General features: G+C 60.6%; 23 protein-coding genes. 22 read left to right on the top strand and 1 reads right to left on the bottom strand.

The features are described 5' to 3' along the window. Positions 1 to 475: 475 nt before the first annotated feature. The 8 genes from MTP42_RS10760 to MTP42_RS10725 all read left to right on the top strand — a co-directional run bounded on the left by MTP42_RS10760 (position 476) and on the right by MTP42_RS10725 (position 8,314). Positions 476 to 1,054: a DUF3793 family protein gene (locus MTP42_RS10760; protein WP_098924643.1), complete on the top strand. Its 579-nt coding sequence runs from the start codon at positions 476 to 478 to the stop codon at positions 1,052 to 1,054. Positions 1,055 to 1,458: 404 nt separating this feature from the next. Continuing rightward, complete coding sequence (locus tag MTP42_RS10755) at positions 1,459 to 1,674, top strand: FeoA family protein (RefSeq protein WP_005931323.1); 216 nt, start codon at positions 1,459 to 1,461, stop codon at positions 1,672 to 1,674. A gap of 79 nt (positions 1,675 to 1,753) precedes the next feature. Continuing rightward, positions 1,754 to 1,975 (top strand): FeoA family protein, encoded by a 222-nt coding sequence (locus tag MTP42_RS10750; protein WP_005931321.1) that lies wholly within the window; start codon positions 1,754 to 1,756, stop codon positions 1,973 to 1,975. 25 nt (positions 1,976 to 2,000) lie between these two features. After that, a complete protein-coding gene (feoB, locus tag MTP42_RS10745; protein ID WP_005931319.1) occupies positions 2,001 to 4,190 on the top strand; it encodes a ferrous iron transport protein B in 2,190 nt (729 codons plus the stop codon). Between the two features lie 34 nt (positions 4,191 to 4,224). Next, positions 4,225 to 4,395, top strand: a complete 171-nt coding sequence (locus tag MTP42_RS10740) for a FeoB-associated Cys-rich membrane protein (protein ID WP_005931317.1) — start codon at positions 4,225 to 4,227, stop codon at positions 4,393 to 4,395. Positions 4,396 to 4,518: 123 nt separating this feature from the next. Then, the gene (locus MTP42_RS10735) at positions 4,519 to 4,917 is read left to right on the top strand and encodes a metal-dependent transcriptional regulator (protein ID WP_005931315.1); all 399 of its coding nucleotides are present in this window, start codon (positions 4,519 to 4,521) and stop codon (positions 4,915 to 4,917) included. Continuing rightward, positions 4,914 to 6,647 (top strand): ABC transporter ATP-binding protein/permease, encoded by a 1,734-nt coding sequence (locus MTP42_RS10730; protein ID WP_249257297.1) that lies wholly within the window; start codon positions 4,914 to 4,916, stop codon positions 6,645 to 6,647. The genes MTP42_RS10735 and MTP42_RS10730 overlap by 4 nt, the downstream gene beginning before the upstream one ends. Beyond that, a complete protein-coding gene (locus tag MTP42_RS10725) occupies positions 6,644 to 8,314 on the top strand; it encodes an amino acid ABC transporter ATP-binding/permease protein (RefSeq protein WP_249257296.1) in 1,671 nt (556 codons plus the stop codon). The genes MTP42_RS10730 and MTP42_RS10725 overlap by 4 nt, the downstream gene beginning before the upstream one ends. A gap of 70 nt (positions 8,315 to 8,384) precedes the next feature. Here the strand turns inward: MTP42_RS10725 and MTP42_RS10720 are convergent, their stop codons facing one another. After that, the gene (locus tag MTP42_RS10720; protein ID WP_097770415.1) at positions 8,385 to 9,230 is read right to left on the bottom strand and encodes a DegV family protein; all 846 of its coding nucleotides are present in this window, start codon (positions 9,228 to 9,230) and stop codon (positions 8,385 to 8,387) included. Between the two features lie 327 nt (positions 9,231 to 9,557). Between MTP42_RS10720 and murC the strand changes: the two genes are divergently transcribed. The 14 genes from murC to MTP42_RS10650 all read left to right on the top strand — a co-directional run bounded on the left by murC (position 9,558) and on the right by MTP42_RS10650 (position 26,591). Next, on the top strand, positions 9,558 to 10,937 hold the full coding sequence (gene murC, locus MTP42_RS10715) for a UDP-N-acetylmuramate--L-alanine ligase (RefSeq protein WP_249257295.1): 1,380 nt from the start codon (positions 9,558 to 9,560) through the stop codon (positions 10,935 to 10,937). A gap of 257 nt (positions 10,938 to 11,194) precedes the next feature. Beyond that, positions 11,195 to 11,992 (top strand): zinc dependent phospholipase C family protein, encoded by a 798-nt coding sequence (locus MTP42_RS10710; protein ID WP_005931300.1) that lies wholly within the window; start codon positions 11,195 to 11,197, stop codon positions 11,990 to 11,992. Between the two features lie 11 nt (positions 11,993 to 12,003). Then, positions 12,004 to 13,248, top strand: coding sequence for an MFS transporter (locus MTP42_RS10705; RefSeq protein ID WP_249257294.1), 1,245 nt, complete (start codon positions 12,004 to 12,006; stop codon positions 13,246 to 13,248). A gap of 309 nt (positions 13,249 to 13,557) precedes the next feature. Then, positions 13,558 to 16,311 carry an insulinase family protein gene (locus MTP42_RS10700; protein ID WP_249257293.1) on the top strand — a complete coding sequence of 918 codons (2,754 nt, stop codon included), beginning with the start codon at positions 13,558 to 13,560 and terminating at the stop codon, positions 16,309 to 16,311. 313 nt (positions 16,312 to 16,624) lie between these two features. Continuing rightward, a complete protein-coding gene (locus tag MTP42_RS10695) occupies positions 16,625 to 16,909 on the top strand; it encodes a chemotaxis protein (RefSeq protein WP_249257292.1) in 285 nt (94 codons plus the stop codon). Further along, entirely contained in the window at positions 16,906 to 18,339 is a 1,434-nt protein-coding gene (locus tag MTP42_RS10690) for a phage terminase large subunit (RefSeq protein ID WP_249257291.1), read from the top strand. Before MTP42_RS10695 ends, MTP42_RS10690 begins: the two co-directional genes overlap by 4 nt. A gap of 275 nt (positions 18,340 to 18,614) precedes the next feature. Then, the gene (locus MTP42_RS10685; protein WP_249257290.1) at positions 18,615 to 20,351 is read left to right on the top strand and encodes a portal protein; all 1,737 of its coding nucleotides are present in this window, start codon (positions 18,615 to 18,617) and stop codon (positions 20,349 to 20,351) included. 98 nt (positions 20,352 to 20,449) lie between these two features. Next, complete coding sequence (locus tag MTP42_RS10680) at positions 20,450 to 21,403, top strand: ribosomal-processing cysteine protease Prp (RefSeq protein ID WP_249257289.1); 954 nt, start codon at positions 20,450 to 20,452, stop codon at positions 21,401 to 21,403. Between the two features lie 98 nt (positions 21,404 to 21,501). Beyond that, entirely contained in the window at positions 21,502 to 22,500 is a 999-nt protein-coding gene (locus MTP42_RS10675) for a N4-gp56 family major capsid protein (protein WP_097770406.1), read from the top strand. Positions 22,501 to 22,634: 134 nt separating this feature from the next. Beyond that, the gene (locus MTP42_RS10670) at positions 22,635 to 22,847 is read left to right on the top strand and encodes a hypothetical protein (RefSeq protein ID WP_097770405.1); all 213 of its coding nucleotides are present in this window, start codon (positions 22,635 to 22,637) and stop codon (positions 22,845 to 22,847) included. 4 nt (positions 22,848 to 22,851) lie between these two features. Further along, on the top strand, positions 22,852 to 23,235 hold the full coding sequence (locus MTP42_RS10665) for a hypothetical protein (protein WP_249257288.1): 384 nt from the start codon (positions 22,852 to 22,854) through the stop codon (positions 23,233 to 23,235). A gap of 15 nt (positions 23,236 to 23,250) precedes the next feature. After that, positions 23,251 to 25,122, top strand: a complete 1,872-nt coding sequence (locus MTP42_RS10660; protein WP_249257287.1) for a hypothetical protein — start codon at positions 23,251 to 23,253, stop codon at positions 25,120 to 25,122. A gap of 3 nt (positions 25,123 to 25,125) precedes the next feature. After that, the gene (locus MTP42_RS10655; RefSeq protein WP_005931258.1) at positions 25,126 to 25,329 is read left to right on the top strand and encodes a hypothetical protein; all 204 of its coding nucleotides are present in this window, start codon (positions 25,126 to 25,128) and stop codon (positions 25,327 to 25,329) included. After that, positions 25,326 to 26,591: a cell envelope biogenesis protein TolA gene (locus tag MTP42_RS10650; protein ID WP_156058444.1), complete on the top strand. Its 1,266-nt coding sequence runs from the start codon at positions 25,326 to 25,328 to the stop codon at positions 26,589 to 26,591. The genes MTP42_RS10655 and MTP42_RS10650 overlap by 4 nt, the downstream gene beginning before the upstream one ends. The last annotated feature ends 16 nt before the right edge of the window (positions 26,592 to 26,607 follow it).

Here is a 26,607-nt window from a genome sequence, read left to right as displayed (position 1 = left end):
AGCAGGACGCGAGTGCATTTGCACGAAGCGAACGCTGGGAGCCGCAACCCGGGTTCCATAAAGAAAAGCCCCTTTCTGCCCTTGGGCATCCGGGGAGCGGGCAACTCTTCAAGAAACCAGCCATTCCCGGCACCTAGGTACCGGCAAGTGGGCTGCCGCCTGCGTTTTGGACACAGCGCCTTCGCCGCCTTTGCGGGCGGCTGACTATACTATACCATGAATTTCGACACGCCGCAATACGCGCAAAAAGTTTGATGCAGAAAACTTGTCAAAACCACTTGACACCACCCCAATGCTGTGGTAAGATAATGCCACGTTAGAAACAACTAACCACAAAGCGGTCAGCAGGCAAATGGTCTGTGCCGCATTCTTTTAGAGTTTGAGGTTAGAAATATCTAACTGCTGCACCTGCATAGAACGCGGCGCGGCGGGGAACGCTGTTCCTCAAATGGATAAAAGCGGAGGGAAAGCAGCCATGGAGCGTAATTTTGAGACCGTGATGATCGAACAGTGCGCACCTGTGCTGGCAGGGCTGAAGCCTGCCGGGCTGTTCCGCTATGAGACCCGGGACTGTGCCGACCTGGCTGCCCGGGTTCACCGCTGGAATGACCAGCTGGGGGAGAAGGGGCTGAAGGTCCGGGTCCTCAAGGGCTGTGCTCAAACCCACCGGTATCTCATTTATGTTTACCGCGAGAGCCGCCTGCGTCAGGTGTTGGCCGATGAGGCGGTGCGGGAGTTCCTGCAGCGCGAGGGCTATGCCCTGCCGGAAGATGCTTCCGATTGTGACGGTATGCTGCGGCAGCTGTCCCGGCGGCTGTGCTGCGAAGCCGATTTTCCCCATGAGATCGGTGTGTTTCTTGGTTATCCGCTCACCGATGTGGTGGGCTTTATCGAAAATCAGGGCCGCAACTTCACCTGCTGCGGCTGCTGGAAGGCTTACGGCGACCCTGATGCCGCCGCGCGTCATTTTGCCCAGTTGAACAAGTGCACCAGAGTGTATCTGCGCCTGTTCCATGAGGGTACCCCCATTTTCCGCCTTGCTGTGGCGGCTTGACAAGTCATTCTCTACCAATACTCTCTTTTTATCCTGGCACCCACCGGAACAAACCACGCTCCGGCGGGAAGAAATCCTCCTTTTGACACGCGGCCGTCCGTTGCAGCCTTGACCACTGCACCGGGCGGCTGTGTCATTTCATGGATAGAAAAAATGACGGTAAAATGTAAACAATGGCTAACTTTTACTCAGGAATTTGAGTTAGTTGTTGTTGATTGTGATAAAAAAACTGGGATATTTGGGCAGAAAAACTGTTTGTTCATATAAACTAACTTTTAATAATGAAAAAACTGTTGACAACAAAGGTTAGTAAGCGTAAACTATCTATGCTGATAGTTCCGACTGACTAACCCCTCCGGTGCATCAGCAGCCCACAAACAGTGTGAAAAAGGGAGTGGAATGTTATGATGCCTCTGACAATGGCGAAGGCGGGCGAGACCGTCACCATCAAGAAGATCACCGGCAAAGATGAAGTCCGCCTGCATCTGGCAGAGCTTGGTTTTGTGGTGGACAGCGAAGTGACCGTAGTCAACGAGATCGCAGGTAACCTGATCGTACAGGTCAAGGAAAGCCGACTGGCACTCGACAGGACGATGGCAAATCGCATTATGATTGGCTGAACAGCGCAGCACGCTGTTTGGGACCTGCTCCGACACTGGAATGGTCTCTGAATAAAGACAAGTAGAGGAGGAAATTTGCATGAAAACTCTGAAGGACGTGAAGGTCGGCGAGACCTGCACCGTGGCACGCCTGCATGGCGAAGGCCCGGTCAAGCGCCGCATCATGGACATGGGCATCACCAAGGGTGTTGAAATCTATGTCCGTAAGGTGGCACCTCTGGGCGACCCCATGGAGCTGACCGTGCGCAACTACGAACTGAGTGTGCGCAAGGCCGATGCTGAAATGATCGAAGTGGTTTGATTCCAAAGAGAGGAAAGGACACGCAATGAGTATTAAAATTGCACTGGCCGGTAACCCGAACTGCGGCAAGACTACCCTGTTCAATAACCTGACCGGCTCCAACCAGTACGTTGGCAACTGGCCCGGCGTTACCGTGGAAAAGAAGGAAGGCAAGCTGAAGGGCGATAAGGATGTCATCATCCAGGACCTGCCCGGTATCTACTCCCTGTCTCCCTACACGCTGGAGGAGGTCGTCTCCCGTACTTACCTGGTCAAGGAGAAGCCTGATGCCATCCTGAACATCATCGATGGCACCAACATTGAGCGCAACCTCTACCTGACCACCCAGCTGATCGAGCTGGGCATCCCCGTTGTTATGGCGGTCAACATGATCGATCTGGTCCGCAAGAACGGCGATAAGATCGACCTGAAGAAGCTGAGCAGCGAGCTGGGCTGCCAGGCAGTTGAGATCAGCGCACTGAAGGGCGAGGGCACCGAGGCTGCTGCCAAGGCTGCGGTTGCCGCTGCCCAGAAGCAGAAGGCCGGTGAGCTGCCCCACGTCTTTACCGGCAGTGTGGAGCATGCCATTGCACACATCGAGGAGTCCATCCAGGGCAAGGTCGATGACCGCTTCCTGCGCTGGTATGCAGTCAAGCTGTTCGAGCGGGATGAGAAGGTCGTGGAAGAGCTGAAGCTCGACAAGGCTCTGGCTGACCACATTGATGAGCACATCAAAGACTGCGAGAAGGAGATGGACGATGATGCGGAGAGCATCATCACCAACCAGCGCTACTCCTACATCAACGGTGTCGTTGACAAGGCCGTCAAGAAAAAGGCCCGTGTGGAGCACCTGACTGCTTCTGACAAGATCGACCAGATCGTGACCAACCGTGTGCTGGCTCTGCCCATCTTCGCGCTGGTCATGTTCCTGATGTACTCCCTGTCCATGGGCACCTCCATTGCAGATGGCGGCTGGGCTATCGGTACCTTTGCGACCGACTGGACCAACGATGTCCTGTTTGGTGAGATCGTGCCGGGCGCGCTGGGCGGCTTCCTGGAGAGCATCGGTGTGGCAGGCTGGCTGTACGGCCTGATTATGGACGGTATCGTGGCCGGTGTCGGCGCGGTGCTGGGCTTCGTTCCCCAGATGCTGGTTCTGTTCTTCCTGCTGTCCATCCTGGAGGATGTGGGCTATATGTCCCGTGTCGCCTTCATCATGGACCGTATCTTCCGCCGTTTCGGCCTGTCTGGTAAGAGTTTCATCCCCGTGCTGGTCGGTACCGGCTGCGGCGTGCCCGGTGTCATGGCTTCCCGTACCATCGAGAACGAGCGTGACCGCCGTATGACCATTATGACCACCTGCTTCATCCCCTGCGGCGCTAAGATGCCCATCATCGGCCTGATCGCAGGTGCAATGTTCGGTGGTTCCTCTCTGGTTGCTGTTTCCGCTTACTTCATCGGCATGGCTGCCATCATTTGCTCCGGTGTTATTCTGAAGAAGACCAAGCTCTTCGCTGGCGACCCCGCACCCTTCGTTATGGAGCTGCCCGCTTACCATGTGCCTGCATGGGGCAACGTTTTCCGTGCCACCTGGGAGCGCGGCTGGTCCTTCATCAAGCGTGCCGGTTCCGTCATTCTGGCAGCTACCGTTGTGCTGTGGTTCCTGCAGGGCTTCGGTTTCGAGAATGGTGCCTTCGGCATGGTCGAGGATCAGGACAACTCCGTCCTGGCCGCTATCGCTACCAAGATCGCCTGGATCTTCGCTCCTCTGGGCTTCGGCAACTGGCGTGCAACCGTTGCTTCCGTCTCTGGTCTGATCGCAAAGGAGAACGTCGTTGGCACCTTCGGTGTTCTGTATCACTTCGGCGGCGAGCTGTCTGAGAACGGTGATGAGATCTGGGCAGCAGTTGCGCAGGATTACACCGCTCTGTCCGCTTACGCATTTATGATCTTCAACCTGCTGTGCGCTCCCTGCTTCGCTGCTATGGGCGCGATCAAGCGTGAGATGAACAACGGCAAGTGGACTGCCATCGCTATCGGTTATATGTGCGCTCTGGCTTACTGCGCGGCTCTGGTCGTGTACCAGATCGGTGGTCTGATCACCGGTGAGGTTGGCTTCAACTTCTTCACCATCGTGGCAATCGTGATTTTTGCCGCATTCCTGTACCTGATGTTCCGCCCCAACAAGTACGTTGGCGACAACGAGGTCAAGATCGACGTTTCCAAGATCAAGTAAAATCATCTGTCCAGTTTGAAAGGGTGTGTTCTGTATGATGGAATTCCTGGCCACGAACTTTAATCTGCCTACCATTATTGTAGGTGCTATCGTGTTTGGCGGTGTGGGCTGGGCCACATGGCACTCCCACAAGCATGGCGGCTGTGGGGGCTGCGGCGAGGGCGGCTGCAATGGCAATTGCGGCGGCTGCAGCGGCTGCCACTGATCAGTAAAAACCGCTGGGCGCGGGTCGAACATCCAATCGGCCCGCGCCCTTTTTTAGAATGAAAAAAGTTAGCTTTGGATAACACTGGAAGCGGCTTACATTATTATAGGAGAGAGTGATACTATGGAACTGACAGCAGCCCATCTGCGGTATCTCCTGGCCATCTATGAGGTCTCCCAGACGCATCTGGATATCTGCTCCCGCAGCATTGCCGAGAAGCTGAACGTGACCAAGCCCAGCGTGGTGCGCATTATGAACCTGCTGATGGATCGGGGAATGATCGTGAAGGAACACTATGGCAAAATCTATCTGACCGATCGGGGCATCTTTGTGGCAAAGGCGGTCAGGGCTCAACTGGAAACGGTGCTGACGCATTTTCCGCCTGTGCGCATCGACATGACCGAGGAGGAACGCTATAATGCCGCTTTGGCTCTGACTTCGGCCCTGCCCGAACGGGCTTTTACCGGCGAATATGACCGCCTGTTCGGCCCGGATGAATCCGAAAAGGAGAACGCTTCGTGATCAACAAGAAACTGCTTTCCTTCGATCGGAAGGCCCTGCGCTATGTGGGGCTGAACGTGCTGTTCCAGTGGCTGGGGATGCTGTGCAATGTGGTGCTGGTGATGACGGTATCCCGCCTCATCGGCAGCGTGTTTGCGGGCAGCCTGACCGGCAATGCCCTCTGGCAGGGGATGCTGCTCTGCCTGCTGACTGTGCCGGTGCGCTATGGCCTTACCCTCTGCGCCTCCGATATGAGCGACCGGGCTTCCAAGGATGTCAAGCGCACCCTGCGCAGCAGCATCTATGCAAAGCTCACCCGGCTGGGGGCCGGTTACAGCGAGACGGTGGCCACCAGTGAAGCCGTGATGCTGGCCAGCGAGGGTGTGGAGCAGATCGACACCTACTTTGCAAAGTATCTGCCCCAGCTGTTTTACAGCCTGCTGGCCCCGGTGACCCTGTTTGTGCTGCTGGTGGGTGTGCACGCGCGCTCGGCCATCCTTTTGCTGTGCTGTGTGCCGCTCATCCCCCTGTCCATTGTGGCGGTGCAGAAGTTCGCCAAGAAGCTGCTGGCGAACTACTGGGGCGAGTACACCACCCTGGGCGACAGCTTTCTGGAGAATATCCAGGGCCTGACCACCCTGAAGATCTATCAGGCAGACGGCTGGAAGCACGAGGAGATGAATGCCCAGGCCGAGCGGTTCCGCAAGATCACGATGAAGGTGCTGACCATGCAGCTGAACAGCGTGACCCTGATGGACCTGATGGCCTACGGCGGTGCGGGTCTGGGCATCATCAGCGCGGCATCGGCCTTTGCCAAGGGCGAGCTCAGCCTGACCAGCGCCCTGACCATCCTCCTGCTGGCGGCGGATTTCTTCCTGCCCCTGCGCCTGCTGGGCAGCTACTTCCACATTGCCATGAATGGTGCGGCTTCGGCTGAGAAGATCTTCAGGCTGCTCTCTGCCCAGGAGCCTGAAGATGGCGAAAAGACTGCCGACCCGGCCGACAGCACCCTTGCGCTGGAGCATGTCACTTTTGGTTACGAGAAGGAGCGCACCATTCTGCACGATGTGTCCCTGACCATCCCGCAGGGCAGCTTTGTCTCGCTGGTGGGCGAAAGCGGCTGCGGCAAGAGCACCATAGCGGCCATCCTGTCCGGTGCCCGCACTGCGACGGAGGGAGAGGTCACGCTGGGCGGCATCCCGGTCAGCGAATGGAAACAGGCCGACCGCCTGCGCCTGCTGACACTGGTGCCCCACAATGCGGCCATCTTCAAGGGTACGGTGGAAGCCAACCTCCGGATGGCCCGGCCCGATGCAGCCGAAGCCGAGCTCTGGGCGGCCCTGGAGCAGGTGAACCTTGCAGACTTCTGCCGCAGCCAGAGCGGCCTTGCAACGGCGCTCCACGAGGGCGGCTCCAACCTGTCCGGCGGGCAGCGCCAGCGCCTTGCCATGGCCCGTGCCCTGCTGCATGATTCGCCCATCTATGTGTTCGACGAGGCGACCTCCAATGTGGATGCCGAGAGCGAGAACGATATCATGAAAGCCATCCACAGCCTGGCGGGAAAGAAAACAGTGATCCTGATCTCCCACCGTCTGGCCAATGTGGTGGACAGCGACTGCATCTATGTGCTGGAGGCAGGCCGCATCGCCGAGCAGGGAACGCACAACGACCTGCTGGCGGCACAGGGGGTGTACAGCCGCCTGTACAACGCCCAGAAACAGCTGGAAGACCTTGGGGAGGTGAGCGCATGAACAACACAAAACACCGCAGTCCGTTTGCCATTGCCGCACGGCTGATCGTGCTGGTCCGGCCCATGCTGCCCATCATGCTGGCAGCCATTGTCATGGGCGTCATCGGCCACTTCTGCGCCACCTTTATCACGGTCTTCGGCGGCTTTGCCCTGCTCACGGCGGCAGGCCTGCCCAGCCCGCTGGCAGGCGTGGGCACGGCCTTTGTCTGCATCCTTGTCTTTGCCCTGCTGCGCGGCGTGCTGCGCTACGCAGAGCAGGCCTCCAACCACTATATCGCCTTCAAGCTGCTGGCCCTCATCCGGGATAAGGTGTTCGGCGCACTCCGCCGCCTGACCCCCGCCAAACTGGAGGGCCGTGACCGGGGCGACCTGATCTCTCTGATCACCGCCGACATCGAGCAGCTGGAGGTGTTCTATGCCCACACCATTTCGCCGGTCTGTATCGCGATCCTCTGTGTGACCGGCATGACCTGCTTTACGGCCAGTTATCATATTCTGCCCGCACTGGTGCTGCTGGCAGGCTATCTGCTGGTGGGCATTGCTCTGCCGGTGTGGTCTGCCAGACGTGGCGACAAAGCCGCCCGCGAGTACCGGCAGACCCTGGCCGACACCAACAGCTATCTGCTGGAAAGCCTGCGCGGCCTGCGGGATATCCTGCAGTACCAGAACACCGCCGCGCGTGCCGAGGGCATCACGGCCCACAGCGAGACGCTGGGGGAGAAGCAGAAGGCCATGAAGTACCGCGAGGGCGTGACTGTGGGTGCCGCCAACACCCTCATCGTGCTGACGGCGCTGGCTGTGCTGGGGGTGAGCATCCGGCTGTATCAGAACGGCCAGCTGGGCGCGGAGGGGGTGCTGGTCTGCACCCTGTCGGCCCTGAGCTCCTTTGGCCCGGTGGTGGCGCTGGCCAACCTCGGTGCCAGCCTGACCCAGGTGTTCGCCAGTGCCGACCGTGTCCTTGACTTGCTGGACGAGGACCCCGTGACTGCCGATGTGACCGACGGCGCGGATACCAACTTTACCGGTGCACAGGCTGAGCATGTCAGCTTTGCCTACGCCAAGGAAGAGGTGCTCCACGACCTGAGCCTGACCATCCCGGAAAAGAAGATCGTGGGCATCACGGGCCGTTCCGGCAGCGGCAAATCCACCTTTCTGCGGCTGTTCATGCGCTTCTGGGATGTGAGCAGCGGCACCATCCGGTTTGGTGAACGTGATATCCGCGCCGTGAACACTGCCGCCCTGCGCGCCCAGGAAAGTTTTGTGACCCAGGAAACGGAGCTGTTTGACGATACCATAGAAAACAACATCCGGATCGCCCGGCGCGATGCCACCCGTGCCGAGGTGGAGGCTGCCTGCAGAAAGGCCGCGCTGGATGGCTTTATCAACAGCCTGCCCAAGGGATATGATACCCCTGTGGGCGAGCTGGGCGGTGCACTCTCCGGCGGTGAGCGCCAGCGCATCGGTGTGGCCCGTGCCTTCCTGCACGATGCACCCTTTCTCCTGCTGGACGAGCCTACCTCCAATCTGGACAGCCTGAACGAAGGGATCATCCTCAAGGCCGTGCGGGATGAGTGCAGGGAAAAGACTGTCCTGCTGGTCTCCCATCGCAGATCCACCATGGCCGTGGCCGACCTGAGCTTCTCGGTAGAGAGCGGACGGCTGAGCTGAGAAAACCGGATATCAAGCAAAAAAGACGCGCTCTGTGATGAGCGCGTCTTTTTTGTGTGCAGGGAGAAATTTACTGCTTGCGTGCAAACACGATGCCGATGGTACCGGGGCCGGAATAGCCGCCGATGGTGGTGCCGATGTCGGTCTCGTAGACATTCTCAAAATTGCCGTACTGCCGCAGTCCGGCCTTGATGGCCTCCATGCAGCCGGGCTTTGCCTGGGTGGAAGAGATGAACACCATGCTGCGGTCGATGTCCTCCCGGTTCGCCAGCTGGTCGGTGATGTACTTGCCCACGCAGATGGGCAGACTGCCCCGGTACTTCCGCACGACTTTCAGTTCACCATCGATGACGGCCAGGCTGGGCTTGATGCCCAGAATGTTGGCCCCGAAGGCCAGCACGCCGGAGCAGCGGCCGCTTTTGGCCATGTAGTCCAGCTGGTTGAGCACAAAGCTCAACTCGACCCGCTTGGCAAGGCCCTGTAAGCGCATGGAAATGTTCTTGGGCGGCAGGCCGTCAGCGGCCCACTTGGCTGCCTGCAGGACGAGATAGCCCTGCCCAGTGCAGATATTCTCGCTGTCCACAACATAGACGTTGCCGAACTCCTGCGCCGCCAGCCGGGCATTCTGGAAGCAGGAGGAGAATTTGGAGCCGACATTGATGTGGATGACGGCATCGTAGTCTCTGGCAAAGGGGGCGAGGAAGTCGGTGTATTCCACCAGATTGGGGGCGGCGGATTTGGGCATTTTGCCGCCGTTCTGGGCATGGGCGAATACATCGGCGGGGTGGATGGTAACGCCGTCCAGATAGCTTTCCTCCCCCATGAGGATGTGCATGGGGATCAGGCTGATGTTCCACTGCCGGAGCAGCGCTTCGGACAGATCGCAGGTGCTGTCCGCAGTGATCTTGATGTTCAAAATGAGATTCCTCTTTTCCAGCCGCGCGTCCGGCGGCAGTGTGATAGTTCAAAAATTTGCAACTATCATACCACAAATACTTCAAAATTGTTAGCTATCAAGCCGATAAAAAATGTAAATCTTTTATGAAGTGTGCAAAAGGGGCGAAAATCCATGGGCTATCTGTACAGTTGTCACAAAAATGTGCCGGAGTTTCTGGTTCTTTCCGAAAATTCGCTCGGAACTGTTTATTTTGTCGGCCAAAAATTATATAATAAGTAGTACCCAAGAATTAAGATGGATTCGGTCTGCCTTGCGGCCGTTTGTTTATTGGAGGTTTGCCTGCTTATGTTCGTTACTGATTATACCATGCATCTGCTGGATCATGTAAAAAAGATCCACTTCATCGGCTGCGGCGGCAGCGGTATGTATCCGCTGATCCAGATCCTCACTGCCAAGGGATATGATATCTCCGGCAGCGATGTGCTGGACGGCAGCATCATCCGCTCGGAGCGGGAGATGGGCGTGAAGGTCAGCCTGGGTCATGCTGCGGACAACGTGATCGGCGCTGACCTGGTGGTCTACTCTGCCGCCATTGCCAAGGACAACGTGGAGCTGAACGCCGCCGCTTCCTATGGCATCCCCACTGTGGAGCGCAGCGTTCTGCTGGGCTATGTGAGCCGCCTGTACAAGGACAGCATCTGCGTTTCCGGCACCCACGGCAAGACCACCACAACTTCCATGATCACCACCGCACTGGAGCTGGCAGGTCGTGATCCCTCTGCAGTCATCGGCGGCAAGCTGCCCCTCATCGGCGGCTACGGCAAAGCCGGCAAGGGTGATGATATCGTCATCGAGGCCTGCGAGTTCTCCGAGACCTTCCTCAAGCTGACCCCCTATATGTCCGTGGTGCTGAACATCGATAACGACCATCTGGACTATTACGGCAGCATGGGCGAGCTGAAGTTTGCCTTCAAGCGCTTTGCCCTGATGACCCATTTTATGATCTTTGCCAATGCAGATGATAAGAACACCATGGATGTCATGTACACCCTGGACCGCCGCGTGCGCACCTTTGCCATTGACAATGCGGCCGATTACCGTGCTGTCAACGTGCAGGAGTACAAGCCCGGCTTCTTTGAATTTGATCTGAAGGAGTGGGATACCAATGAGCTGGGCCACATCCGTCTGGCAGTGCCGGGCCGCCACAACATTTACAATGCACTGGCCATGTGTGCTGTCTGCCGCTCTGTGGGCCTGACCGTGGAGGAGTGCGCCAACGCTGCCCTGAACTTCAAGGGGGCAGGCCGCCGTTTTGAGGTCTACGGCGAGTGCAACGGCGCGGTGGTCGTGGACGACTACGCCCACCATCCCACCGAGATCCGCGCGACCCTGAACACCGCCAAGGAGCTGGGCTACAATCGTGTCATCGCAGTCCATCAGCCGTTTACATACAGCCGGACCAAGATGCTGTTCAACGACTTTGTGGATGTGTTCAAGATCCCTGATATTACGGTGATCACCCCCATCATGGGCAGCCGCGAGCCCAACGACCCCACCATTACCAGCGCAAAACTGGCGGCGCAGATCCCCAACTCTGTGCTGGTGGACAGCCTGGAGGCTGCCGCTGACTGGGTCAAGCAGAATGCCCGGGAGGGCGATCTGGTCATCACTCTGGGCTGCGGCGATATCTATAAGGCCAGCAAGATGATGGTGAAGAAAGACTGATCGTTTGGAATAGCTGAAAGCCGCCGGGTCAAAAACGCCCGGCGGCTTTTGGCTGCCGGACGTTTCACAGACTGAACTGGTCTGCAATACCACCCTGCGAGAGCGCCCTGCCGGGAGACCGGCGGGGCGTTTTTGCGCTATGGGATGGGCGTGATGAAAAATATCTCAAAAATTTTACACAAATCAGACCCGGAAGGGTGGCGGCGGGGGTGGGATTCTGCTATACTGATTCTGGTACGAAAAGGAGGAGAGAGGATATGCCATCTACGTATGCACACCGCCGCTTTGGTGCGGATGTTCTGGTGCAGCTGCCCAGGGAGCTGCGGGAAAAGATCACCCCGTACCGGCCGCTGTATGATATGGGCCTGCACGGGCCTGACCTGATGTTCTACTACCGGGCATTGCAGTCCAACCCCGTGAACCGGCTGGGCAACGCCATGCACGAGCAGCCGGGCCGAGTGTTCTTTACCCGGGCCCGGGGCGTGGTGAACACGGCCCGCAACAAGAATGCTGCGTTGGCCTATGCGCTGGGGTTCGTCTGCCACTTTGCACTGGACAGCACCTGCCACCCCTATGTGGAGCGCTACACCCGGGAAAGCGGTGTGAGCCACTGCGAGATCGAGACGGAGTTTGACAACCAGCTGATGCGGGAGGACGGGCTTGACCCGATGCACTTTTTCACGGCGGGGCATATCCGCCCCAACCGGGAGTTTGCAAAGATCATTGCGCCGTTCTACGAAAATGTCACGGCAGACGAGACCTACGGAGCCATGCGGGGCATGGTGCGGGTGCACCATCTGCTGCAGGCTACCAGCCCGGTCAAGCGCTGGGTGGTGTTGACGGCCCTGAAAGCGGCAGGTACCTATGATGTCATGCACGGGCTGGTGGCGAACCTCCAGCCCAATCCCCGGTGCGAGGCCAGCGACAAAGAGCTGGAAGCGCTGTATCAGCAGGCTCTCCCGCTGGCAGTGCGGCTCATCACGGAATATGTGGAAGGGCTCTCCAACGGCGCACCGCTGGACAAGGCCTATGACCACACCTTCGGAGAATTTTGAGAGGAACGTAAATGAACGAAGCAAAGCAAAAATTTTGCATGACCAGCCTGGAACGGGCGTGGATCTTATACGATGTGGGCAACTCGGCGTTTGTGCTGCTGGTGGCAACGCTGATCCCCATCTTCTTCAACGCACTGGCTGAGGGGGGCGGCCTGAGCTCGGTGGAGTATCTGGCCTACTGGGGCTATGCAGCCTCGGCGGTCACGGTCATCACGGCGGTGCTCAGCCCGATCCTTGGCACACTGGCGGATACCCGCAACTTCAAAAAGCCCATCTTCACCTTCTGCGTGGCAGTGGGTGTGATCGGCTGCTGCGCCATGGGGATGGCAAGCACCTGGCTGCCGTTCCTGCTCATCTTCATCTTTGCCAAGGTGGGCTTTTCGGGCAGTCTGGTGTTCTATGACTCCATGCTCAGCGATGTGACTGTGCCGGACCGGATGGATGAGGTCTCCTCCAAAGGCTATGCCTGGGGCTACATTGGCAGCTGTGTGCCCTTTGTGGTCTGTCTGGCGCTGGTGCTGGGGGCCGGGAGCATCGGCATCTCCCAGATGACAGCGTTGAACCTTGCTCTCTTTATCACCGCCGTCTGGTGGCTGGTGACCACCCTGCCCCTGCTGCGCCAGTATAAGCAGGTGCACTTTGTGGAGGTGCAGGAACATGCCATCCAGCAGAGCTTTGCCCGCATCGGCCACACCCTCCGCCACCTGAAAGAGGACAGGCAGGTATTCTGGTTCCTGCTGGCCTTTTTCTGCTACATCGATGGTGTGTACACCATCATCGATATGGCCACGGCCTACGGCACGGCCCTGGGGCTGGACACCACCGGCCTGCTGCTGGCGCTGTTGGTTACTCAGATCGTGGCCTTCCCCTCGGCACTGGTGTTCGGGCGGTTGAGCGGGCAATACCCCTCAGGCACCCTCATCCCGGTCTGCATCGCAGCCTACGCGGGCATTGCGCTGTTTGCCTTTTTCCTGAAGCACCAGTGGCAGTTCTGGGTGCTGGCCGTTGTGGTGGGCATGTTCCAGGGCGGCATCCAGGCGCTGAGCCGGAGCCATTTTGCCAAGATCATCCCGCCGGAAAAATCGGGCGAGTACTTCGGTCTGTTCGATATCTGCGGCAAGGGCGCATCCTTTCTGGGCACCATGATCGTCAGTGTGGGCAGCCAGCTGACCGGCAGCGCCAATGTGGGCGTGGGCAGCCTGATCGTGCTGTTCATTGTGGGATTCGTGCTGTTCCGGGTGTCGGATCGGAAGTAAAAACAACCCTCTCAGTCAAAGCCTTCGGCTTTGCCAGCTCCCCCGAAGGGGGAGCTTTTTTCATGTCCCCGGAAGCTGGCTCACCCTCTCCGTCAGCGCTGGCGCGCTGCCACCTCTCCCGAAGGGCGAGGCCTTGGCAGTGATTGCAAAGTCTGTGGTTTCGTCAGAAGCTCCCCCCTTTGGGGGAGCTGGCGCGAAGCGCCTGAGAGGGTGAGGACGCTCACCTTTTTTGTTCGTTGCGTCTTACCGGAAGGCGTGGTACAATAGGGCCAAACACTTTGAAAAAATATGACCCAAAGGAGAAACAACATGAACTATCCCGGTTATACGCTGGTGCGCCGCGAGGACTGCCCGGAGCAGCACGGTGTGCTGACGGTTCTGAACCACGATGTGAGCGGGGCCACTGTCCTGCTGGTGGAGAACGAGGACACCAACAAGGCGTTCGGCATCGGCTTCGGCACCTTCCCCTCCGACGACACCGGTGTGTTCCACATTCTGGAGCACTCGGTGCTGGCGGGCAGCGAGAAGTACCCCGTGACCTCGCCTTTTTTGCAGCTGCTCAAGAGCAGTATGGCCTCCTTCCTGAACGCCATGACCTTCCCGGACAAGACGGTGTATCCCTTTGCCACCCCCAATGAGACCGACTTCAGGAACCTGATGGACGTGTACCTGAACGCCGTGTTCTGCCCGCTGGCCATGGTGGACAAGGCCGTGTTCGAGCAGGAGGGCTGGCACCGGGACGCGGACGGCACGGTGAGCGGTGTGGTCTACAATGAGATGCAGGGTGCGCTGGCCTCCCCGGACGCGCAGCTGCAGAACGCGCTGGAGCGGGCCATGTTCCCGGATACGGCCTACGGCTTTGTGTCCGGCGGCGACCCGGCCTCCATCCCGGCCCTGACCTATGAAAAATACCAGCGGGTGTACCGCCGTCATTACAGTGCCGACAACTGCTGCATCACCCTGTACGGCAAGATGGATATGGCCGAGAAGCTGGCGTTTCTGGATGAGCACTATCTGAGCAGGATGCCCAAGGGCACCAGCCGCCCCCGGCTGACGGTGCAGGACCAGCAGAACGGTGTGCGTGTGCACATCCCGTACTACACCGAAAACCCCGAGCCGAATCAGGTGCAGTGTGCGCTGGCCTGGTACACCGGCGCGTTTGCTGACCGGGAGCGCCAGCTGGGCGTGGAGATCCTGCTGGATGCCCTGCTGGGCACCAACCAGTCCCCGCTGAAGGCAGCTCTGCTGGAGCAGAAGCTGGGTGCGGATATTGACCTTGGCTTTGACGACAGCACCCTGCAGCCCACGCTGGAGCTGGTGCTGCGGGGGGCCACTGCAGAGACTGCCCCCAAATTTGCAGCTGGCGTGAAACAGGCTGTGACCGACCTGCTGGCAGGGGGCATCCCCGAGGAACTGCTGCTGGCCAGCCTGAACGCCATGGAGTTTGCCTCCCTGGAGCGCCCGGGCAACCTGCCCGACGGCGTGCTGGATGCCATCTATGCCGCCACCGGCTGGCTCCATACCGGCGACCCGGCCCTGCTGCTCCACACCGACAAGCTGTTTGCTTCCCTGCGGGAGAAGCTCTCCACCGGCTGGTTCAACGACCTGCTGAAGGATCTGCTGCTGGCCGAGCCGGTGCAGGTGATCCAGACCCCGGCCCTGCCCAAGAAGGACGAAGAGGATGCTGCCCCTGCCCGCAACGACGGCAAGCTGGTGCTGGACCATCCGCTGACCGTGGCCGACTTGGGCGACGGTGACAGGAGCGCTGCCGGTACGGTGGAACCGCTGGCCGGTGCGGAGCTGCTGCACCACCCCTCCAAGGGCAGCCTGTATCTGAATTTCTACTACGACCTGGGCGAGTGCACCCCGGAAGAGGTGCAGTATCTTGACCTGCTGACCGATATTCTGGACGAGCTGGATACCCCGGAGCACACTGCCCGGGAGCTGCAGACCCAGCGCGCCACCTGGCTGGGCAACAGCATGGCCTGCATCAGCTTCTGGACCGGGCGGCAGGAGGGCAGCCCCTGCCACGCAAAGCTTACCTGGAACATGAGCCTGTTGGAGCGGAATCTGGACAAGGCCATTGCGCTGGGCAGTGAGTACCTCTACAAGACCTGCCTGACCGGCCCCAAGGCCGAGGAAGCCTTTGCCCGGGTGCTGAGCCAGCAGAAGCTGAATATGGAGCAGCAGTTCATCCGGCAGGGCAACCAGTACGCTGCCGTTCGTGCCGCCGCCCACTACTCGGTGGAGTATGCCCTGAGTGAGCGGTGCAGCGGCGTGACCGGGTACCACTTCCTGTGCGGCCTGCTGGAACAGGCCGACTGGGCCGCCATGGGCAAAAAACTGGAAGCGGTGCGGGAAAAGGTGCTGAACCATGCAGCCCTGACCGTCAGCCTGCATGGCAGCGAGGAAGCGCTGGAAAAGCTGCGTGCCCTGCTGCCCGGCAGTGCCTTTGCTGCCCAGGGCCGCACCGCTGCCAAGCCCTACACAGAGGTGCTGACTGCCCCCGTGAACGAGGCCTTTATCATTGACGGCGGCGTGAACTATGATATCCTGACCTGGCCCATGGAGCGGCAGGCCGACCGCCGGGTGCTGGCCCGCATTATGAGCTACGAATACCTGTGGCACAACATCCGTGAGGTGGGCGGCGCTTACGGCACCGGAATGCTGACCCGTGCCCAGACCGAGGGACTGTACACCTATCGTGACCCCCACCTGACCGAGAGCTACGAGACCTTTGCCAAGGCCCCCGAGGTGCTGGCAGGCCGGGAGTACACTGAAAAAGACCTGACCGAGTTCATCGTGGGCGCGGTGTCCGAGATGGATTCGCCCAAAAAGCCCAACGCTGAGGCCAAGGAGCTGGACCGCCGGTACTTCTGCGGCATCACCGATGCCATGCTGGCCGCGGACCGCAAGGCCATGTGCAGCGTGACAGCTGAAACGATCCGGGCACAGGCCGCAGACCTTGCAGACCGGATGGCAAATGCTACCCGTGTAGTCTTTGGCAGCAAGGACGCTGTGGAAGCAGGCAAGCAGCTGTTTGACCGCATCGAGACCCTGTAAGCAGAACTGAAACTGAATCTGTAACGAAAGCAGGCACTCTGCCTTTGCCCCGGACGGGGCGGGCGAAGTGCCTGCTTTTTTGCGCAAAAGGCGCTTCACGCACCTGATGTGCCTGCGCGTGAAAAATCCGGGAGAAAAACGGAGATTTCTGTACGGTGCGATACAGCGATGAAAAATGGAAGATTATTTTATACGAATGGGATTCTATGACGCGAAAAGTACAAAACGGCCCTGCAAAAGTGCGCGCTGTTGCAGGGGACGAAAAGCTGGTATCCTTGTGCCAAGCCAAACAGAAAGGATGTGAGAACACAGGATGGCGCAAGCAAAACAGACGGGCAGGGACAAGAGCCTTGCCAGCCTGCACAAGGCCACCGACACCCTGAGCACCATGCTGGCGCAGGAGGTCAAGGAACTGAACGCCCGGCAGAAGGTCCAGCGTGGCGATGGCTCTGACCCCGCCCTGATGAAAGGGCTCAAGGAGGCCACGGCGGTGCTGAAGGATCTGGCCGCGGTGGCCAAGACCCTGAACGATCAGGGGGCGGATGCCGAGGCCCGGGCGTGCGGCGTGGTGCTTCTGCCAGCCGTGGAGGACGTATGAATGCAGAGATTGTATGGCGGCCCCAGCCCCGGCAGGCGGAGTTCATGCGCCGCCCGGAACCGGAAGCCCTGTACGGGGGCGCGGCAGGCGGCGGCAAGAGTGACGCGCTGGTGATCGAGGCCCTGCGGCAGGTGCACATCCCCCACTATCGGGGGCTCATCCTGCGCAAGACCTACCCCCAGCTCAGTGATCTGGTGGACAAGAGCATGGCTTACTACAAGCGGGCTTTTCCTACGGCGCAGTACAACGCCACCAGCCATGTGTGGGTGTTCCCCAGCGGGGCCAAGATCTACTTTGGTTCCATGCAGTACACCAAGGACCGCACAAGTTATCAGGGCAAGGCCTTCGACTTCATCGGGTTCGATGAGCTGACCCATTTCGAGTGGGAAGAGTACAGCTATATGATGAGCCGCAACCGCCCTACCGGCCCGGGCACCCGGGTCTACCTGCGGGCCACCACCAATCCCGGCGGTGTGGGGCACGGCTGGGTGAAAGCCCGGTTCATCACGCCTGCCCCGCCCGGCACTCCCATTGTGGAACAGTTCCCGGTGCGGATGCCGGACGGAACCGAGAAGGTGCTGGAGCGGGCAAGGGTGTTTATCCCGTCCAGCGTGTTCGACAACCCCGCCCTGCTGGAAAATGACCCGGACTACCTTGCCAGTCTGGCAAGCCTGCCCGAAGCGGAAAAGCAGGCCCTGCTCTATGGCAGCTGGGACAGCTTTTCGGGGCAGGTGTTCACCGAGTGGAGGAACGACCCGGGGCATTATCAGGACCAGCGCTGGACCCATGTCATTGCACCCTTTGCCATCCCCAGACACTGGAAGATCTACCGGGGGTACGATTTTGGTTTCTCGAAGCCGTTCTCGGTGGGGTGGTACGCGGCGGATGAGGAGGGCAGGCTTTACCGCATCAAGGAGCTGTACGGCTGCACGGGCCGCCCCAACGAGGGCCTGCGCATCGATCCGGTGGAACAGGCAAGGCGGATCCGGGAGGCAGAGCAGAACGATCCGATGCTCAAGGGCCGCACCATTCTGGGGGTGGCCGACCCCGCTATCTTTGATGAGAGCCGGGGCGAGAGCATTGCCGCCATGATGGAGCGAGGCCCCCATTTTCTCCACTGGGTCCCCGGTGACCACACCCGGCTGGCGGGGAAGATGCAGTTCCACTACCGGCTGGCGTTCGATGGGGAGGGGCGGCCCATGTTTCAGGTGTTCAACACCTGCAGGCACTTCATCCGCACCCTCCCGAACCTAGTCTATGACGAGAGCAATGTGGAGGACATCGACACCCGGCAGGAGGATCATATCTATGACGAGTGCCGCTATGTGCTGATGGAAAATCCCATCTCCCCGCCCCGGCAGACCGTGCAGCCTCCGGTGGGGGACGACCCGCTGGAGCTGCACCGGAGGGCGAGATTTTACAGGGTATAGGCGGCTCACCCTCTCCGTCAGCGCTGGCGCGCTGCCACCTCTCCCGAAGGGCGAGGCCTTGGCAGTTATTGCAAAGTTTGCAGTTTCGTCAGAAGCTCCCACTTTGGGAGCAACGACGACGACCGCCGCCAGCGGCGGATTGAGGGAGGAGTTGTTGGGGCAGCGGCCAGCAAGGATGCGAACAGAGTGAAGCAGACGCTGGGAGCCGCAACCCGGCTGCTGGCGAGCGGAGCGAGACTGAGAGGGTGAGGAAGCTAACAAGAAAGGAGTAAGCAATGATCGATGAAAAGCCCCCCATCGGGGCAGAAGAGGTGGCCGAAGCCACTGCCATTTTACAGAAATACAAGGCCGGAAAGGCCGCGCTGGACAAACGCATTGTGGACAACGAGCTGTGGTTCCGGATGGGACACTGGAAGAACTACCAGAACCCCATGATGGAGGGCAAGCCCCAGCCTGCCAGTGGGTGGCTGTTCAACAGCATTGCCAACAAGCACGCCGATGCCATGGACAATTACCCGGCCCCCAACGTTTTGCCCCGGGCGGCAGACGATGCGCAGACCGCACAGGTGCTTTCCAGCATCCTGCCGGTGGTGCTGGAGCAGGCAGACTATGAGCAGGTGTACAGCGACACCTGGTGGCGCAAGCTCAAGCAGGGCACCGGGGTCAAGGGCGTGTTCTGGGACCCGGAGGCCCGGGGCGGCGTGGGAGAGATCGCCATCCGGCCCATGAACCTGCTCATGCTCTACTGGGAGCCGGGCGTGGCAGATATCCAGGCCTCGCCCCACTTTTTCTCCCTGAGCATGGAGAACACCAAACAGCTGGAAAGCCGCTGGCCCCAGCTGAAGGGTCACAGCGCCAGTGTGCTGGATGTGCCCCGTTTTCTCCACGACGGCGGGCTGGACACCACCGAAAAAAGCGTGGTGGTGGACTGGTACTACAAAAAGCCGGACGAGGCCGGACGCACCCTGCTCCACTACTGCAAGTTCTGCAACGGTGTGGTGCTCTACGCCAGCGAGAACGACCCGGCCCTTGCCGGGCGGGGCTTCTACGACCACGGGAAATATCCCTTCGTGTTCGACCCGCTGTTTATGGAAGAGGACAGCCCGGCGGGCTTTGGCTATATCGATGTGATGAAGGAATGTCAGACCGCCATCGACAGGATGAACCATGCCATGGATGAAAATGTCCTGCTGGCATCCAAGCAGCGGTATGTGCTCAGCGACACGGCGGGCGTGAACGAGGAGGAACTGGCGGATCTCAGCCGGGACATCGTCCATGTGGCCGGGCGGCTGGGAGACGAGAGTTTCCGTCCATTGCAGACCGCCGGTTTGCAGGGGAACAGCCTGAGCTACCGCAACAGCCGCATTGAGGAGCTGAAGGAGATCAGCGGAAACCGGGATATGACCCAGGGCGGCACCGCAGGCGGCGTGACGGCGGCAAGTGCCATTGCGGCCCTGCAGGAGGCGGGCAGCAAGCTCTCCCGCGATATGCTCAAAAGTGCCTACCGGGCCTTTGCAAGGGAGTGCTACCTCATCATTGACCTGATGCGGCAGTTTTACGATGAGGAGCGGGTGTTCCGTGTCATCGGGCCTGCCGGAGGCAGGGAGTTCGTGCCCTTTTCCGGGGCAGCGCTGCGTGCCCGTCCCATGGGGCTGATGGGCGGCGTGGAGCTGGGAAGCCGGGAACCGGTGTTTGATATCGTGGTGAGTGCCGAGAAGAAATCCACCTTCAGCCGCCTTTCCCAGAATGAAACGGCGAAGGAGTGCTACCAGCTGGGTTTCTTTGCACCCCAGAATGCCGACGCGGCCCTGGCGGCACTGGAGATGATGGACTTTGAGGGCATCGAAAAAGTGCGCCAGAGGGTGCGGCAGAACGGCACGCTGGCACAGAAGCTGACGGCGGCCCAGATGCAGATCGCGCGGTTCAACGAGAAATTGAGCGGCGCGGAGGAAAATCTGAGCACAAGAGCATTGGCGAAGAACCTCTCCGGCGCTTTGCGCCAGCTCTCCTGACAGGAGAGCCAGGTTCACGCTGCTGCTGGCTTGCCTCCCCTATGAGGGGAGATGGCACCGCAGGTGACGGAGAGGTTTTACATGAGAAGGAGGCAGAAATGATCAAAGTGAATTATACGGAATTGGACGGCCCTTACGGCCCGGCCATGCGTCTGGAGGCGGCGGGCCATGCAGGCTATGCCTCGGCAGGGCAGGATATCGTGTGCGCCGGTGTCAGCACCCTGATGCAGGCACTGGTCAGCCTGCTGGCGGGTGAGGAGAACGCCCACAGCGATGCTTTTGACGAGCCCGATGGTCCCCGCCTGACGGTGACTGCCGCCCGGCCCTGTACCGCATGGGTCGAGGGGGCCTTTGAGCTGGCCAAGGCGGGCTTTGCCCTGCTGGCCGAGCGCTACCCGGATAATGTACGCTTTGCTGACCGGAGTGCCCGGGGCAAGCAGGAGATGATGGACCTGCAGCTGTTTGCTGACGGCGGCGAAGCGGCTGCCCCTGCCCTGAGCGCGGCCCAGGAACAGCAGGCTGTGGCATCGGGTACCATGAAGCCCGGTGAGAAAGCGGACGCAAAGCAGGAGACGACCGCCCCGGAGGGGGAGAAGGAGGTGAAAGAGACCGAACCGGTCAAGGCGGAAGAAGGGCAGGAACAGGAACCGCCCCGCCCTGCGCTGCCAAAACGTTTCCCGGGAAGCCAGGCTGTGGATGCCCTGCACCGGCGCTGGGCTGCCGAGGAGGCCATGATGCGCCGGGCGGTGCCGGAGTTTTCCCTGCAAAAGGAGCTGGCAGACCCCGAGATGCGCCGCCTGATGCAGCTGCCCGGGATGCGGATGCTGGATGCCTACCGGCTGGCCCACTACGGGGATGCCATGCGCCAGACTGCCCGCACCGTGGAGCAGGGCGTGGTGGAGCGCATCCGCCAGCGCGGGGCACGCCCTGCTGAAAACGGCACCCACCCCGGCAGCGCCGCCATGACCGGTGCGGATGTGAACCGGATGACCCGCAGCCAGCGGGAAGCGCTGGAGCGTCAGGCGCTCCATGGTGCAAAGATCAGTTTTTGAGGGAAAACCCTCTCACCGCTTCGGTCTGGCTTTGCCAGCGCCTTGCGGAGCTCCCCCGAAGGGGGAGCTTGAAATCAATGAAAGAAAGGATAATGACTATGAACAACTTCAACATTCAGCTGTTTGCCGAAACTCCCCTGAACTCCACCACCACCATGACCCCGGAGATGAAGACCTTCTACGAGAAGCGCCTCATCGACCAGGCAGAGCCCCGGCTGGTGCATGACCAGTTTGCGGATTACTATCCTGTGCCCCAGAACGGCGGCAAGACCATCGAGTTCCGCAAGTACGACAGCCTGCCCAAGGCTTCCACTCCGCTGACCGAGGGCGTGACCCCGGACGGTCAGGCTCTGAACGTGACCACCATCACCAGCGACCTGCACCAGTATGGCGGCTGGACCCCGCTGACTGACGTGCTGCAGATGACCGCCATCGACAACAACGTGGTGCAGGCCACCCGTGTGCTGGCAAGCCAGGCGGGCCGCACCATGGACAGCATCACCCGTGATGTGCTGGCGGGCGGCACCAATGTGCTGTATGCCCCCAAGCAGAATGCAGACGGCACCGAAACGGAGGTGAAGAGCCGCAAGGAGCTGGACAAGACCTGCACCCTGACCCCGAAGCTGTTCTTCCGGGCGGCGGCACAGCTGGGTGCCATGAACGCGGACCCCATCGGCGACAGCTACATTGCCATCATCCACCCCTATGCCGCCTACGACCTGAAGACCTGCAAGGAGTTCGTTGAGGCGCACAAGTATGCCGACCCTGAGACCATGTACCGCGGCGAGATCGGCAAGCTGGGCAACATCCGCTTTGTGGAGACCAGCGAGGCCAAGATCTGGAAGGACACCACCTGTCCCAGCGGTCTGGCCGTGTTCGGCACGCTGGTGCTGGGTGCCCATGCCTACGGTGTGACCGAGCTGGAGGGCGGCGGCCTGGAACACATCGTCAAGCAGCTGGGCTATGGCGACGACCCGCTGAACCAGCGCGCTTCCGTGGGCTGGAAGGGGATGCGCGCCGCCGAGCGTCTGGTGGAGCAGTACATGGTGCGCATTGAGAGCGTATCCAGCTACTCGGAGAATGCGAGTGCCAACTGAACCTCTCAGGTGCTTCGCGCCAGCTCCCCTGGTAGGGGAGCCTTTGGCAAACCGGGCAAGCCCTGCTGGATGAACGAAACCAGGCGAGGCGTAAAAGGCAGTGCCCCTGCGACAGAGGGCAGAAAGGATGAAAAATGGACAAGAAAAACGTAAGAATCCGGCTGTTCAAGGACAACAGCCGGTACAAGGGCGACCTGTTTGTGAGCGTGAACGGCGTGAGCTATAAGATCCGCCGGGGCGTGGAGGTGGAAGTGCCGCCCGAGGTGGCAGAGGTGCTGGAGCACAGCCAGGTGCAGGATGAGCGCACCGCTGCCCGCATTGCCGCCGCCGAGAAGATCGCGGGGTGAGCGCATGACAGTGGGACAGGCTCTAGAACGGGCCGAGGAACTGCGGCCGGGCTGCAAGGTGGACAGCCGCACCCGGCAGCGCTGGCTCTGTGAGGAGGACGGGATGCTGCGGGCCCTGCTGTTCTCCGGCTGCGGGCTGCGGGCCGAAGTGGGGGCAGACCTTGCCTGGCCTGCGGAGGGCGGTCTGGACGATGCCGTGGAGCTGCTGGTACCCGTGCCTTTTGATGCGCTCTACCCGCATTACCTCTGCGCAAAGCTGGATGCTGCCTTGGGCGAGACGGAACGTTACGCCGGGGAGCAGGCCCGGTATAACAGCATTCTGGCCGAGCTGAGCGCCTGGCTGCGGCGGCGGGCAAAGCCGAAGCGCGGTGCGCAGTGGCGGTGGTGAAAGGGAGGAAAGTGGATGCTTCTGACAAATCGGACCGGTGTGAAGAATACCCGGGATCTGCTGCGGGCCTTTGGCGGCCTGAACGAGACCTACGGCTGCACCGAGGCTGAGTACAGCGGGGGAATGAATTTTTCGGCCCGGGATTTCCCGGCCCTGAGCACCCGGCTGCCCCGCCGCAGGCTGCAGGAGCTGGCCGGGCTGAACGGGATGTATCACCTGAACGGTCTGCTGACCGTCTGCGGGCAGGACCTGGTTTATACCCCGGACGAGGCCCCGGCCCAGCCCGTCACCGTGAAAAATGCCGTGGCAGACGGCCGCAAGACGATGGTGGGCATCGGAACAAAGATCCTGATCTTTCCGGACAAGGTGGCGTTCGATACGGCTGACGGCAGTGCGGCCCCGCTGGGTGCTGTCTGGGAGGCGGGAAGCCTGAGCGTGAGCTTTGCGCCCTGTGATGCTTCGGGGAATACCTACGAGGTGAAGGACAAGGGCACAAAGGAGCCGGAACACCCGCAGGACGGCCAGCTGTTTCTGAAGCTGAACGAGCCGGACAAGCCCTATTCCGCAGAGAATACGCTGGAGGTATACAGCGAGGCTTCGGGCAACTGGACGGTGATCCCGCTGGACTACTGCCTTGTGACCGCTGAGGGCATCGGGGCGGAGTTCCGGGTGTGGGACACCGTGACCCTGACCGGTACGGGGGCTGAACAGGCAGGCCAGTGGGCCGGGCTGGACGGCGACCGCATCGTGTACGGTGTGACCGAGACCACCCTGCGCCTGCGGGCTGACCCGGGCGGTGAACATTTTTACGGCAGGCTTGTCCACAATGGCAGCAGTGCTGTCTGGGTGAGCATGGACGGCACACAGCGGGAAGAGTATTTCCTGGCGGAGGGTGTGAAGGCGGAGCGCCGGGTGCCCGACCTTGAGTACCTGACCGAGTGCGACAACCGGGTGTGGGGGTGTTCCAGCAGCGAGAATGTCATCTACGCCTGCAAGCTGGGCGACCCCACCAACTGGTTCTCCTACCGGGGCATCGCGGCAGACAGCTATGCCGTGACCGTGGGCAGCGACGGCCCCTTTACCGGTGCGGCCACCTGCATGGGCTATGCGCTGTTCTTCAAGGAAAACACCCTGCACAAGCTCTACGGTTCCAAGCCCTCGGATTTCCAGCTCAGCTCCCTGCGCTGCCGGGGCGTGGCCAGAAACGCGGCCCGCAGTCTCTGCGTGCTGAACGAGACGCTGTACTATCTCTCGCCCGACGGCGTGATGGCGTGGGACGGCAGCATCCCGGCCAAGGTGTCGGCGGCGCTGGATGCCGGGCGGCTTGCCAATGTGAAGCAGGCTGTGGGCGGCGCGCTGGATGGCCGGTATTATCTGCATGTCAGCCGGGAAAACGAGGTGCGTCTGCTGGTCTATGATACCGAGCGGGGCCTCTGGCACGAGGAGGATGTCTGCTCCTTTGAGATGGCCAGCACCGGCGGGCAGCTCTATCTCTGGGATGGCCGGGCGCTCTGGGCCGCTGACCCCAGCCGGGAAGCGGCAGGGCAGAGAAGCGAGGAAACGGAACAGGGCGTGGAGTTTGCCCTGACCACCGGAGATCTGGGGCTGGACAGCCCCGAGGAGCGGTACCTCTCCCGGCTGACGCTGCGGCTGGATGCCGCCTGCAGGAGCCAGGTGACTGTGGAAGTGAGCTATGACGGCGGCCCCTGGGAGAACGCCGCCGCCCTGACAGTGGAGGGCCCGCGCCGCAATTGTGATCTGCACCTTGTGCCCCGGCGGTGCGCCTCGCTCCGGCTGCGGCTGTGGGGCTATGGGCAGATCACCCTGCGGAGCCTGGCCAAGACCTTCAGCGGAGCAAAGGGAAACTGGATGGAACTGGAGGGATGAACCATGGCAAGCATTGCAGGCCTGGGCAAGATCGGCCTGCCCAGGCTGAGTGAGAATATGGATCCGGAGGATGCCCGGGCCCTGCGGAATTATCTGTACCAGATGCAGGAGCAATTGCAGTATGTGCTCTGCAATCTGGACACGGAGAATTTCTCGGAGGAGCTGCGGGGCAGGCTTTCCGGCAGTTTGGGAAAGGAGGAGACATGAGCGAGAAAAAGAAGCAGGAGTACACCACAGGCGGGCTGAAAAACCGGCAGGACGTGGAACACGCGCTGGCTTCGGCAGAGTACCGGCCCTCGCAGAAGGTGACGGACGCGGCCAGCGACCTGAAGCAGTGGCAGGCCAACCGCCCCGGCGATTACGAGAGCGCCTATCAGGGCCGCATTGACGGCCTGATGGAGGATCTGCTGGACCGGAAGGAATTCAGTTACAGCTATGGTGCCGACCCACTGTACCGCCAGTACGCCCAGCTGTACACCCAGAATGCCCAGAACGCCAGTGCCGACGCGGCGGCGCAGGCCGCTGCCCTGACCGGCGGCTATGGTTCCAGCTACGCGGCCAGTGCGGCCCGGCAGGCATACCAGCAGCAGATCGGTGCACTGAGCGAGGCCATCCCCACGCTGTACCGGCTGGCGCTGGATACCTACCAGAGCGGCGGCGATGCCTTGGTGGAGCAGATCGACCAGCTGAACGGGCAGGAGCAGAATGCCCAGCAGAAGTATGAGCGGGAGCTGGCGGATTACTACACCCAGCTGGAACAAAAGGGCAATGCCTACAACACGGCTTACACCCAGGATTACGGGCGCTATCAGGATTATCTGGGCCAGTTGGACAGCCTGTATGGTTACTACGCGGCACAGGAACAGCAGGAGGCGGCCCGCCGCCAGCAGGGATTCAACAATGTGGTGACCGTGCTGGGTCTTCTGGGTGACGCGGCCCAGCTGGCCATTACCGGTACCACGGGTCTGGGCAGCATGGCAGGCAGCCTGCTGAACACCGGGTACAACATCTATGCGGGCAACCGCGCCTATGAAGCCGAACGGGCCGACACGGCATGGAAGCAGAAAATGCAGGAGCAGCTGCGGCAGGATGAGTTGGCACAGCAGCAGTACAAAAACGAGCAGGCGCAGCAGGAATATCAGGACAAACTCCGCCAGCAGCAGGTCAGCAATGCCCTTGCGGCAGAGCGGCTGGATCTGAGCAAGAGCCAGTGGGCGGCCAAGCAGGAAAAGGCCAGCCGGACTGCCGAAAAAGCCAGCGCCGATGCAGCGGCGAAGCGCGGCAGCCTGACGGGTGACACCGGCCTGAAGGTGGGCAAAAGCGGCGTTTCCAGCGGCGGAACCGTGCCGTACAGCGCGGCGAGGATGCGCAGTCAGGGCCGCAGTGATACGGCCATCCGCACCCAGCTGCTCAAGGAGGGATACTCCAGCAGCGAGGTCAGGAAGATCATGCAGCAGTTGAACAGCTGAAAAAAGGGGAGGGCTC

Origin of the sequence: Faecalibacterium sp. I2-3-92, assembly GCF_023347315.1 — a bacterium.
In the GTDB taxonomy this organism is placed as follows: domain Bacteria; phylum Bacillota; class Clostridia; order Oscillospirales; family Ruminococcaceae; genus Faecalibacterium; species Faecalibacterium duncaniae.
Note: the sequence above shows the minus strand (reverse complement) of the source record. Positions and strands in the feature narration are given on the sequence as shown.

Bases quoted from the DNA above. Each gene is read 5' to 3' on its own strand.
- MTP42_RS10665 (WP_249257288.1), top strand. From the start codon at position 22,852: ATGACAGTGGGACAGGCTCTAGAACGGGCCGAGGAACTGCGGCCGGGC.
- MTP42_RS10680 (WP_249257289.1), top strand. From the start codon at position 20,450: ATGATCAAAGTGAATTATACGGAATTGGACGGCCCTTACGGCCCGGCC.
- MTP42_RS10675 (WP_097770406.1), top strand. From the start codon at position 21,502: ATGAACAACTTCAACATTCAGCTGTTTGCCGAAACTCCCCTGAACTCC.
- MTP42_RS10690 (WP_249257291.1), top strand. From the start codon at position 16,906: ATGAATGCAGAGATTGTATGGCGGCCCCAGCCCCGGCAGGCGGAGTTC.
- MTP42_RS10750 (WP_005931321.1), top strand. From the start codon at position 1,754: ATGAAAACTCTGAAGGACGTGAAGGTCGGCGAGACCTGCACCGTGGCA.
- MTP42_RS10700 (WP_249257293.1), top strand. From the start codon at position 13,558: ATGAACTATCCCGGTTATACGCTGGTGCGCCGCGAGGACTGCCCGGAG.
- MTP42_RS10685 (WP_249257290.1), top strand. From the start codon at position 18,615: ATGATCGATGAAAAGCCCCCCATCGGGGCAGAAGAGGTGGCCGAAGCC.
- MTP42_RS10760 (WP_098924643.1), top strand. From the start codon at position 476: ATGGAGCGTAATTTTGAGACCGTGATGATCGAACAGTGCGCACCTGTG.
- MTP42_RS10710 (WP_005931300.1), top strand. From the start codon at position 11,195: ATGCCATCTACGTATGCACACCGCCGCTTTGGTGCGGATGTTCTGGTG.
- MTP42_RS10695 (WP_249257292.1), top strand. From the start codon at position 16,625: ATGGCGCAAGCAAAACAGACGGGCAGGGACAAGAGCCTTGCCAGCCTG.
- MTP42_RS10705 (WP_249257294.1), top strand. From the start codon at position 12,004: ATGAACGAAGCAAAGCAAAAATTTTGCATGACCAGCCTGGAACGGGCG.
- feoB (WP_005931319.1), top strand. From the start codon at position 2,001: ATGAGTATTAAAATTGCACTGGCCGGTAACCCGAACTGCGGCAAGACT.
- MTP42_RS10670 (WP_097770405.1), top strand. From the start codon at position 22,635: ATGGACAAGAAAAACGTAAGAATCCGGCTGTTCAAGGACAACAGCCGG.
- MTP42_RS10740 (WP_005931317.1), top strand. From the start codon at position 4,225: ATGATGGAATTCCTGGCCACGAACTTTAATCTGCCTACCATTATTGTA.
- MTP42_RS10755 (WP_005931323.1), top strand. From the start codon at position 1,459: ATGATGCCTCTGACAATGGCGAAGGCGGGCGAGACCGTCACCATCAAG.
- MTP42_RS10655 (WP_005931258.1), top strand. From the start codon at position 25,126: ATGGCAAGCATTGCAGGCCTGGGCAAGATCGGCCTGCCCAGGCTGAGT.
- MTP42_RS10650 (WP_156058444.1), top strand. From the start codon at position 25,326: ATGAGCGAGAAAAAGAAGCAGGAGTACACCACAGGCGGGCTGAAAAAC.
- MTP42_RS10725 (WP_249257296.1), top strand. From the start codon at position 6,644: ATGAACAACACAAAACACCGCAGTCCGTTTGCCATTGCCGCACGGCTG.
- MTP42_RS10735 (WP_005931315.1), top strand. From the start codon at position 4,519: ATGGAACTGACAGCAGCCCATCTGCGGTATCTCCTGGCCATCTATGAG.
- MTP42_RS10660 (WP_249257287.1), top strand. From the start codon at position 23,251: ATGCTTCTGACAAATCGGACCGGTGTGAAGAATACCCGGGATCTGCTG.
- murC (WP_249257295.1), top strand. From the start codon at position 9,558: ATGTTCGTTACTGATTATACCATGCATCTGCTGGATCATGTAAAAAAG.